Genomic DNA, 10,563 nt, shown 5'->3' with positions numbered 1-10,563 from the left:
GACGCAGTTGAACACCTGGTCTAAAAATCACACTGGGCAATGTGTAAGGAGTTCAATGAAACAGAATAGGTGCTCAAGTAAACCAGAATACGCAGCAGGACAGAGGATTGACCGAATTTCGCAGCTCGCCCATTGGGTGAATGCGATAATTTAGATCAACACTACTCCTGCAAGGTATTAAACCAATTTCATGAAGCTCAACTGTGGAATATAAGATGATTGAAGGTATCATCGTGAGCCCGTCAGGCTTAAGCGTCCGTAGTCAGGATTGCGAGAGATTGAGGATAAAAATTTCTGATTCTGAGAAAAATAGCGGGCTATTTATCGAAGAAATAGGAATTTTTAGACTAACTTATCGCAAACGCAGCAAGTCAGTCTTAAGTCCAACAGGTCAGTCTTAAGTCCAACAGGCTTCCAGGTCCTTAAGTATTTTTCCACCCCACGGTTTTTAATCGGTCAGCAGTGAGCATGGATCATCGCAATGGCATACTCTCACATTCGTTTTATCCCCTATCACACCCCCACAATTTACATGAGCACCAGCGTACAGCATGAGCTGCCTGCTGGCTTACTGCTTGATTATCGGGAACAGCAAACGATTTTTCGACAGTTTCCCGATATGAAGGTAGTGGCGGGTCTTGTTGACAGGGATAAGGTGCTGGCACAGAAGCCACCCATCTATACTGTAAAACTGGCCGGTCAGCCTGAAAACCTGAAAATGGTGAAAGGTGATGCGGATGTTTTCGCCCGCATTCAACGCACCCTTACCGCCCTTGAACTGGCTGTCACGACGCTGGAATACCGGAAAGATCTGAAGAAAGATGGCGTCCTTAATATTTTTGCCATGCCGGAGTTTTTCTTTCGTCCCCCGGAAGAACCACGCTCCTATCCGGCTGACATGTATAAGGCCATCTCTGATGTATTAACCCAGACGATTGCCACCAAAAAAGCACTGAAACACTGGCTGGTGATTCCCGGCACCATTATGTGGACCAGAGAGGAACCTCACCCGGCAGGCTTTGATGAAAATGTTCTGGTGGACAACAATACGGCACTGGTCATCAATGGCGGTATTGAGCTAGGCGGCGGCGTCAAGGTCGATAAGCTTCGGCCAATCGATACTGATGGTATGCCGTCCTACCGGATGTCTACCGAAAAGTTCAAACCCAAAGGTATTAAATACGACGGCGAGTGGATAAATCAGGCTGAATATTTCAAGCGCTCGGGTATGTGGCCTAATGTTTCTGAACATATCATCGATTTTCGCAACGTAAGAATGGGTATGGAGATCTGCGCCGATCATAACACCCTGAAAGCCTATCCTTTTGTCACCAAAGATATCGTTGCGCAGCTTCTGGTCTCATGCGGCAGGCCGTTAATCAAAAAGTATGTTGTCACTACGGAAAATGGCATTTTCATGCGGGTCGACGGGCATCACGGCTCAGGCGTTCGCTGGGAATTAAGAGTGGTCAAAGGCTACCAGAACACTAACAGCACCCTCACCGATTTTGATCGCTGGCACGACACCAGCTACCCAGATCTGGTGCCAACTGACATGGAGGCCATGACGGAGCCAAACCCGTTTGTGGAACACGAGATTCCCTTTACAGAGGGACACCCCCTGTACTGGGTCCCCCCAAAAGATGCGAATATGAGGGACTGGGCTTATTACAAACAAGGCATCACATTTTATGAACCTCGTGAAATTTAAGAGAAGTATGGGTTATGGATTTCAACACATTATCTCAGTTGTTTGGCATACAGAACCAGGCACTCAAGCACAAAACCCTCTCGTTAAAAAGCAACGACCTGCCTGACTCACTCAATTCGTTTTTCACCCGGGGTTACGAAAATCGTGCGATCAACCTGAACAGCATTGAACTCGTTGAGTATGATGAAGACAAACAGTCCATTCGAATTAAAGGCAAAAGCGCTTATCTGAACGTTCCCAATGTCGAAACGGAACTGATCAGCTGGATAGACGACGATGTAAATGTCCAGATGGTCACTTACTATAAACTGCTTGATGAAAACCCTGGTCCCAACGATTGGCGATTTTCAAAGAGCTTCCCTCAGCTGCCTAAGACCCCAGATGAAAATGAATTCCTGCTGTTCAATCGCCAGACCGGCGAGAGCTGGCAGCCTGAACGTGTTCCTCTCGATGATTTTAGCTTTTTCAATGCTTCTTTTGTTGTTAGCAGCGGCAACCTGATCGATCCTCGTGACCAACGCCAGCTAAATACTGGCATAAACTTTATTGGCATGGTTCGCCCTGAAGGCCCTGTGGCTATAGCCGCCAACGCCTTTCAGGTCACCACCGCACTAACCGTCTCCGGAACCATCCGGCCACCGGTTCAAGGAGAAACACCCACTGATCTGAAAGCCCGTTTCCAGCAAGATGGCAGCAACTTCCTGTTTCCCTGGCATGTGGCTAATCAGATGGAAGGTACTGTACCGGGCATACTGCTGACCATTGAGGTGGGGATCAACAGCGTTTTTGGTCAGAAAGTCATTCAAATAAAAGGCGATAGCCTTATCGTCTACACACCCATCAGTGATGAGTGGGTTCTGACTGATACTAATCCGGCATTTCGACCAGTTCAGGCGTTTAACGGGTCTGTAGCCCTTCCCAATGCTGGCATCCAGACAAACCTTAGTATGCCGTACGAACCCGGTATCAATGAGTGGTATGGCATTGCCGAATGCGAAGGGCTATCTCTAACCAATCTTTCATCCATGGCCGGCATCAGTGGCAGCGACAATGGTTTTATTGATCACCTTCCAAACGAACTACAAAAACTAGTAAAGGGGCTTGGAAAGTTGGAACTGACTGGTTTCAGTCTGCTGGTCAATTATGCCCGATTGAGCGACATCTGCGTCAAAGATGCTACCGTTGTCGTCGGCATGCCCGAACTGGACTGGGAAATATGGCCCGACCTCTTCACCTTAAGCAGCATTGCCTGTACCTTCAAGGTTCGCAACCCATTCTCTAACAAGGATCGACGAACAACCACCAAACTCACTGCAAGGATGAATATCGGGAGTGTAGGATGTAGCGTGACCGCTGATTCTTCCGATGGTTTTGCGCTGTACGCCACAAAGGACAGCGGGGAAAGTATTCCGCTTGGACAACTGCTGAACAAATACGCCCCGGAAATCCCTCTGCCGGCTGACATGACTATCAGCACGCTCAGGCTTGGCGTAGAACCTGGTCGATCATACAGTATGGCTATGACCATGGATGGTGAGGATGGCTCTTTTTCTATTCCCGTCGGCCCCACCACTCTGGAAGTTGATGATGTTTCCATGTACATCGCATACCAGCAGAGTCAGGGTTTCCGCGGCTCGGTCAGTGGTAAGATGATGCTTAACAAGAATGAGCTCCGGCTGACCTACAGCACCCCCGGTGATGTGCTGATCTACAGCTATATCCCGAAAACTTCCCTCAGCGAGATACTGGCAACGTTGACCGCTGGAGAGCTGTCTTTACCAAAATCCTTTGATCTGGATTTTGTGGAGAACACCATTCAATTGCACAAAACCGGTTCTGACTACAGTTTTCTGCTGGCCACTGAAGTGAATGACATAGGTACGCTGGCTTTACATATTGGTAAACAGTCTGGCCAATGGGGTTCAGCATTTGGTCTGGTTTTGAACGAGCCTGAACTCTCAAAGCTACCGGGTCTTAAAGCGCTCAGGGTCATCGACGACAAACTCACCCTGAGCCAGTTGACCCTGTTGGTTTCCAGTTTTGACAGCCCCGGTTTTACCTTTCCGGAACTGGCGTCTTTCAGCAACCCATCCCTGAATGCCTCCTCGATTCCAATGCCAACCAGTGGCGGCGTGGTAAAAGGCTTTAACGGGCACGCGACTCTGACACTGGATACCAAAGCCAAAGACATGAAACTACTAAAACAGGTGCTTGGGCTTGATCCGTCTTTGCTGGTAACCTTGCAGGTCGCCACCAACCCATCGGATGCAACACGAGTGTTCACCTCCATCAATACCAGTCTGCTGGGTAAACACCCGCTATCCGCCCAGTTTGGTTTTCTGACAGAAAAAGGACAAGTGTCGCTTTATCTGACAGGTCAGCTGACCGTTAAGATTCAGAAACAACCGGTCAACTTTAATATGGCCATGAGCCTGCTACCGGGGGGGATTTACTTTGCCGGTTCAGCACTGGGCAGCCTTCATTTCGGCAATATAAAACTGAGTAATATGGGGCTGGCAATGGGCATCAATTGGGGAGGCATTCCCAGTCTGGGTATCGCTGCTCAGATCGATACCAAACGGTTCAGTTCGTCCATCGCGGTTATTGCCGATTCAACCGATCCGTCAAAAAGTGTTTTGGCGGGTTCCATCAGCCAGCTGAGCCTCGCGGATATTACTGAGGAATTTGCCAAAGTAGCCCATCTGCCCAAAGAGGTTAATCAGGCCTTCAAATCGATCAAACTCCGCTCAGTCCGAACCTTTTCCATTACCGCCAATACCGTATCGGCACTGGACAGCAAAGATCACGAGGCGGTATCCAATGCCTTCAGTCATGAAGGCGTCGTTATTCCCGCCAGTGCGGAAATGTTGCTGATTGTCGTAAGAAAGCAAGGACGCATCTGGAGTTTGACGGATATGTCTGAGGGAATGCGCCACTATACCGTGACGCTGAAAGATAAGATGCTGGAGGTGGCTGTAACACCACAGGTGTATATTGCCCCGATTGGCGCACGTATGGGAGAACTGACGTTTACCCAGGGTTATTACCTGTCTGGGTGCCTGCAAATTCTTGGCGAACGCTGGGCCACACAAGTGGAAATCAGTGACCGCAAAGGTATTGCTGCAACGTCGTATATAACCAAACCCATCCAGATTGCTAGCAAGGATTTTTTCCGATTCAGCGACTATGACGACAAGAAAGGCCCGATGATCAGTCTTTCTTCCTTCAAGCAGCCCAAACATGAGATCAAGGCGCTGAGAAATCCGCATATAGCACTCAGTGGCAGACTGAGACTACTGGGGCAGGAGTCCGCGACCCTGGCCAATATTACTGCTAAAGGTGTAGTCATTATTGTCGAGTCTGATACTTCCATCACCCTCAAAGAGAACTTTATTCAAGGCCGTTATGATTTGGACTGGAAGATTGAAGGTTCCCTGGGTTCGCTGACGGATATGTTCCTAAGCGGCGCTATCCATTTCCTGCTGAATGGCAAATTTGAGCTGGCCAGGCTACTGAATGTAAAAGCCGATCTGGGTAAGCTGAAGATTAAAACATCGGCCAGTACCGATCTGGAAATGGGCTACCAGAATAATAAAGCCTATATCGAGCTGGATGGTCGGTTCACTTTTGCTGGAGAACACTTTTCTTTCAATATCGAAGCTTCAGCCAAAAATACCCAGTTGGATAAACTGGGCAAACTGGTGCTGAATGAAATCAAGACCATAGTGGCTGATTTATACGACACTGCTGAAGAGTGGCTCAATGCATTGGATGACGGTGTTATAGAAATATCAAAAGCGGCTGGCTCGGTGGGCAAAGCCCTGAAGTCTGGCTATAAACAAACCTCGAAAGAGACCACCCGGTTGCTGAACAAAAGTGGCAGAACAGCGGAGGAGATCGGCAATGAGCTGAAACACGGTTTCAATACCAGCGCCCAGGGCGCAGCTAAGCTGTTGAAGGATGTTGGGCATGACGCAGACAGCGTCACCCGGATGCTGCAAAAGAGTTTCGGCTGCGGGGCCAAGGATATTACCAAAACTTTGAAAGACATCGGCCACAGCGCCAATACCGTGGCAAAATCGCTTAGAAAAGTGACCCGCGCCTCGCCTTCGGTTATCGCCAAAGAGATGAAGGCGGCAGGTGTTAATGGCCATGATATAGGAAACGCTTTGAAGAATATCGGAGAAAGTGATGAAGCGGTGGGCAAACTGCTCAAAGGTGCCGGATTTGCCGTCAAGGACGTCTCCAAAGTGCTGAAAAACACCTTGCGTGTTGATTCCGAAAAGGCGGCTAAATACCTGCGAAGTGCCGGTTTTGGTTCCAAAGATATCGCCAAAATGCTCAAGGCCGGGGATCTGTGGAACAAAGGACATAAGAGTGTTGCAAAAGCCATGAAAAAAGCCGGGTTTGGCAAGGGGACGGTCAAAAGCGCCATGAAAGCCGCAGGGTTTGCCAAAAAGAAAGTAGAGGAGGCGTTTAGCTGGCTGAAATTCTGATCGGCAGGTACACAGGGAACAACCCTGTGTACCTCACTATATGAAATTGCGTCCTTGACCTGGTATTCGTGTCTGACAATTACTCCACCATCACACTGGAAACTGAAGGGCTGGCCTGAGACAAAGTCCGGGCCGTTTCAAGAATATCCTGCCATTCATTAAAGGCCGCTTCGAACCAAACCTTCTCCAGAATCAGTTGCTCTGCTGTTGTCGCCGCCGATAGTTTATCGGCGACGCCATTCGCCTCCTGTTTAATGCTGCCTAACGTTGTCTGAAGCGTCTCAAGCGCATTAGTGATACAGGTGCAATCATTGATGACTGTACCAACACTTAACAAAAGCGCTTTCAGGGAGACTACCTGCTTCTGGTCATCGGACAGTTCTGCCTGATCGGATGCTATTTTTGCCTGACTCTTTTTAATAGAGTTCTCAAGATCCGATACCGCCTGCTCTGCCTCAACAATAGAGCTGACACCAATGCCCGCCAGAATTAACGACAGGCCACCGGTAACTGGCGCAAGGACAACACCAAAGACCGTCTCGAAGATGCCTTTCTTCTCTGCTGATTTCGCTTTACTGATCGCTTCCCGTGCTGTGTTAATCTGATTTTCCATATCGGCGATTTGCTCATTAGCCAGGGCAATGTCCGCCTGCAGCTGCGATTCCTGTGCCTGTATCTCGCTGATGATCTGATTCAGATTCTGTTGCGCATCTGCTACCTGCTTTGCCCAGTCGTTTAGCGCCGTATTGTATCCCAGGGCGCTCTGCTCAAGGGTATTAACATGGCTTGCAATGCCATTGACCAAGGCAATCAGATTATTTTGAATGTCGGTATCAATATCATTGCCGAGCTGGGCAAAGTACTGATCTGCCAGTGGTTTAGCCTGTACAAACTCATTAGCAGTGGTAATCACAGCATCCAATAGCGTTTGGTTAAAATAGAGGTTACCACTGAGCCGCCAGTCTCTTACCAGTTTCTGTAGGGCATCCAGCCCTGATTGCACCTTGTCATACCATTGTTCATTAGACTGACCAGTCCCGGAAGCTTGGGAAATCCAAGTCTCAACAACGGCCTGACAAGAAGAGTTTAACAACACCATGGCACTGAGTGAGTTAGAAACCCGAGACGAAATGGTTTCACTGGCACTGTCTGACATAATGAAATCCTGCTGGAAAAAAGAAAAGCGACTCCTGATCTACAGAAGCCGCCCTATCATCACGCTGCTGCCGGAGTTACTTCCTTGGTTTCCACAGTCACCGTGGCGCCAGCCAACTGCTTGGCCAGCTCAACTGCAGCAACCCACTCGTTTTTGGCTGAATCGGTCATCACTTTCTCCATAATAATGGATGACATATCCGCACCGGAATCCAGCTTGTCGATCACGCCCTGCAATTCATCACCAAACAGTTTCCATGTAGTTTCAAAGTCCGATAGCGTGCTGGTCGACAGCTCGATAGCACTGACGACCGCGCTACTGGCATTGGACAGGCCCTGAAGAGCGATGATCTGTTGCTGGTCTGCCGATTTTTGCTTTTGCTCTTGGGCTATCTTGTCGTAATCGTCGTTGATTTGTCCTTGAATGACACCCCAGGTGACCGCACCGCCAATAATGGAAGCTGCGCCCATTGCTGCAATGCCACCGGAAACAACCGCTGCCGTTCCAGCCGTGGCAACCGTTAGGGCCACACCGGCGACCAGCATAAAGACACCGACACCCACCGCTACCTGGGCATAGACCAGGTCTTTGTTAAGTTTTTCAATAGCGGCCCGGTTATTGGCAATGGCGTTATCCATATTTTCAATATCGGTTTTCAAATCAATGATGGTCTGCTGAATATTACTGGCACCCGTGACCAGGTCATCATGGGCTGACTGCATCTGGCTACCCCAGGCCGTCAGCTTGGCCTGCATCTCCGTGACTACGGCTTGCTTTTTCCCAACCTCGGTGGACAGGTTCTGCATAATGGCCTTGGCCTGTACGACAGTTGCATTATCGCTGCCGCTGGCGCCAGGGTCCTGGTCATACAACTCGTGTATCGCCGTCACAGAGGCATTAAAGGTGGCGCTATAATCAATAATCTGCGCAGGAATAGATGCAGACACTTCCGGAGCAAGATTATCAACCCAGTCTTTTGCCACGGACTTGGCGGTATCCAGTTTGGCATTCAGGTCGTCAAACCATTCTGGCTTTACACTTGGTGGCGTGAACTGGGTATTAATAATGGCGTGACATTGGGCAGTAATGACATGAACCGCCAGAAAAGCTGACTGTGTTGACTGTTGTGTGCTGTTCAGTTGTGTGTTGTTTGACATGGTGAAGTCCTTTTTATTCGTGATTCATTAGGGAAATAGTCTTATCTTCACAGTTTACCAGTATACTATTGCCCACTTGGGGAGCCTGATGTAACTGGTTTGCAAAGTCGGTGATGGTTTGCCAGGAAGCGGCGGCGATTTCTGCTGTCTGTAAATCAAACAACAGTGATGGGTCAGAGCCAGCGTTAATAGCATTTATAGCTGAGCTGAGTTTATCGATCTCATTCTGCCATAGCAGCGATAAAGCGGGCAAAGAACTGTCCAGACTGAGAAAGGATTTCTCAAGGGTGTTCAGCTGTTGCAACACCGCCTTGGTGATCGCTGTGGCTTGGGCGGCCTGGGTTGCCTTATTTTGCAGCTGAGTCAGTTTATCGAGTTGAGTTTGAACATCTGAAGCATTTTTCAGGGTGTTATATACGCCTTCGCCAATACTCAGCAAACCCGTGGCTATGGTCAGGTAGGGCACCGAAGAAGCGGTTTCCATCACGACGCTGTAAGCCATTTTCACCAGACTCTGGACATAGGTCTTTCCTGCCCGAAGATCTGCGGAATTCACTTCAGCACCAAGGCTGGCAATGGAGTTGGTCAGTTCACCAATCGCCTCGGCAATCCGGGTCATTTCCGCCTCTTCACCGGACAACGCCTGCCAACCCTGGCTGATACTATCATCCAGCAGAAATACCCGGTCACTGACATTCTTATAGGCATCTGAAAACCCGGCATTGGCATTATTAGTGGTATTCATGCTGGCCGTGGCAGTACTCTTAAGACTTTCGAGCATACTTAGCCAGTCATCAGTGCTACTTAACTGCTTGTACTGGGTGGCAAAGGCAGCAAACAGCGTCTGATAATCTACGAATGAAACAATAATGCTTGCCATAATATCCGGCTTCTGACGCATAAAGGCATTCATTACGTCCCGGAGATATTCAGAACGGCTACGGGCCGAAGCCAACCAATCAGGGTCGGAGGCTACATGGCCGATCACAAAGCTGTTGCAGGTATTGGCGAAGTTTGAAACGCCTCGGATATCGTTATAAACTTCTGTCAGCATATTGATGGCAGTGTCAACATGAGGGTTTAACATAACGGGTACCCCTTCAGGATCTGATATCCAGATAAGGATCAAAGGTCATGCTTTTGCCATCTATCACCAGTACCGTGGAATATTGCTGAATACCCGTGGTGCCTCGGGCCTCTACCCTGGCTTCCCAGTAAATGTCTCCCTCTATGCCCTGTCTCTTAGGTACACATACGCTGTCATTGATCATCTGGCCGGTAAAGCTGCTGATGCTGACCTCATTATCCTGGGAGATAGGCACTACCCTCCAGCAGATCAGCTGCCCATCATGACAGGCGGTTTTCAGTTCCGCCTGTCCTTCATTTCCAGATCCCATGTATTTATTGGTATCCACCAGGTAGACATTACTTTGCAAGTCATTGCTGGCTAATGCGGCAGAAGCGTCTACCACGATCAATACTTGAATGGTTTTCATAGGTTCCTTCTTTTTTGTTTATAAGAATGATGACCAAGCACTACTCAACATCAAGATACGGAGAAAAACTGAACGGTTGCCCGTTCACATTGATAGAAATCTGATAAAAATAACGACCAGAGCCGCCATTGGTTTCTACCCGGCCTTCCCACGCTTCATCACCTGACGGTTGCGGAACACAAACTGACTGGCTGACCATATCACCGGAAAAGGCTGTGATAGTGACCTGACTGTCAGAGGAAATCCCGGTCGCGCACCAGCTGATTAGCTGCCCATCTTCTGCCACTGTTTGGAGCTGGCAAGTCCCTTCCTGCCAGGAGCCAAGCCACCGGTTGGAATCAATCATGTAAACATTGTTTTCAATGGCAGCCGAACTTAACGCCCCGGAAGAGTCAATGACAACGAGGATTTTTATTTTCTTCATAATCTGTACCAATGTTTTGCGGCCATGATTACACAACTGGTTTTGCATTAAAAGAGCGTTTTTTGTGCAAAAATAATATTTTAAAGCTTTGGCAATCTCCTCATGCTGAACAAACTCCTTACC

General features: G+C 48.8%; 7 protein-coding genes. 2 read left to right on the top strand and 5 right to left on the bottom strand.

Annotated features, from left to right (window positions below; all coding sequences use genetic code 11):
- Positions 1–481: 481 nt before the first annotated feature.
- Both KDK14_RS07395 and KDK14_RS07390 read left to right on the top strand, forming a co-directional pair.
- Positions 482–1,711 carry a hypothetical protein gene (locus KDK14_RS07395; RefSeq protein ID WP_257264420.1) on the top strand — a complete coding sequence of 410 codons (1,230 nt, stop codon included), beginning with the start codon at positions 482–484 and terminating at the stop codon, positions 1,709–1,711.
- 14 nt (positions 1,712–1,725) lie between these two features.
- Complete coding sequence (locus tag KDK14_RS07390; RefSeq protein ID WP_257264418.1) at positions 1,726–6,207, top strand: hypothetical protein; 4,482 nt, start codon at positions 1,726–1,728, stop codon at positions 6,205–6,207.
- A gap of 79 nt (positions 6,208–6,286) precedes the next feature.
- Here the strand turns inward: KDK14_RS07390 and KDK14_RS07385 are convergent, their stop codons facing one another.
- From KDK14_RS07385 to KDK14_RS07365, 5 genes are all read right to left on the bottom strand, one after another.
- Positions 6,287–7,363 (bottom strand): hypothetical protein, encoded by a 1,077-nt coding sequence (locus tag KDK14_RS07385; RefSeq protein WP_257264417.1) that lies wholly within the window; start codon positions 7,361–7,363, stop codon positions 6,287–6,289.
- 59 nt (positions 7,364–7,422) lie between these two features.
- Entirely contained in the window at positions 7,423–8,520 is a 1,098-nt protein-coding gene (locus tag KDK14_RS07380) for an alpha-helical pore-forming toxin family protein (RefSeq protein WP_257264416.1), read from the bottom strand.
- 13 nt (positions 8,521–8,533) lie between these two features.
- Entirely contained in the window at positions 8,534–9,607 is a 1,074-nt protein-coding gene (locus tag KDK14_RS07375) for a hypothetical protein (RefSeq protein WP_257264415.1), read from the bottom strand.
- A 13-nt stretch (positions 9,608–9,620) separates the two neighbouring features.
- A complete protein-coding gene (locus KDK14_RS07370; protein WP_257264414.1) occupies positions 9,621–10,016 on the bottom strand; it encodes a hypothetical protein in 396 nt (131 codons plus the stop codon).
- Positions 10,017–10,056: 40 nt separating this feature from the next.
- Positions 10,057–10,563 (bottom strand): hypothetical protein (locus KDK14_RS07365; RefSeq protein ID WP_257264413.1); only part of this gene is annotated, 507 nt, incomplete at its 5' end.

Source organism: Endozoicomonas sp. ONNA2 (genome assembly GCF_024606365.1).
Lineage (GTDB): Bacteria > Pseudomonadota > Gammaproteobacteria > Pseudomonadales > Endozoicomonadaceae > Endozoicomonas.
Note: the sequence above shows the minus strand (reverse complement) of the source record. Positions and strands in the feature narration are given on the sequence as shown.